We start from the raw sequence: 669 nt of genomic DNA, 5'->3' as shown, positions 1-669 counted from the left end.
CCATCGGCATGGTCTAACGCCTCAAGCAACGTGAAGGTGTATTCACCCAACGTGGTACCTGAAAAGCTTAAGCTGAAGACAGGAACGTCCGTTCCACCGTCGTCAATAAAGCCGGTATAGATGCCTGAGTCTGCTGGGTCTTCTTTAAGCTCAACCGCAATGTTGTTCGACGTTAACGCACCACCCACATTGAACTCAGTAGGTTCGATTCGGAACTTCTCGACATCATCACTTTGGTTGGTAAACGAGATAGTCTCGGTTTGACTCACCGTACTGCCGCTTGGTGTCGAGCCATCAGAAAGTTGTGTTTCTGATAGCGTCACGCTTGGTACGGATTCGATGGTTGGAATATCACCATCGGTAATGGTCAGAACAACCGTCGCCGTTTCAACATCCACATCGCCATCGCTTGAGGTCACCACAATCGATTTGACGATGTCTTCGCTAACCGTGTGGTCTAGATTGCGGTTTGGTTCGAAGCGTACTTCACCTTCAAGAGTGATGAACAACTCACCTTCTGTGAAGCTAAATTGCTGCTCACCATTGTCAGTTTGATCCAATGTTCGAGTTTGACCATCATACGTAAATTGAGTGATCGTCGCACCGTCAGCACTCTGCTCTGGCATCACATCGATGGTACTGGTTGTGATTGTGCCGTCTGCAAGATTT

The 669-nt window shown here is 48.3% G+C and carries 1 protein-coding gene; it reads right to left on the bottom strand.

The genetic code is table 11. The features are described from left to right. On the bottom strand, positions 1-669 hold a 669-nt coding region (locus AB4209_RS22460), incomplete at both ends, for a hypothetical protein (RefSeq protein ID WP_372057457.1).

The sequence above is a fragment of the Vibrio sp. 10N.286.48.C11 genome (assembly GCF_041469805.1).
GTDB lineage: Bacteria > Pseudomonadota > Gammaproteobacteria > Enterobacterales > Vibrionaceae > Vibrio > Vibrio crassostreae_C.
This window is presented reverse-complemented; position numbering and strand designations above follow the sequence as displayed.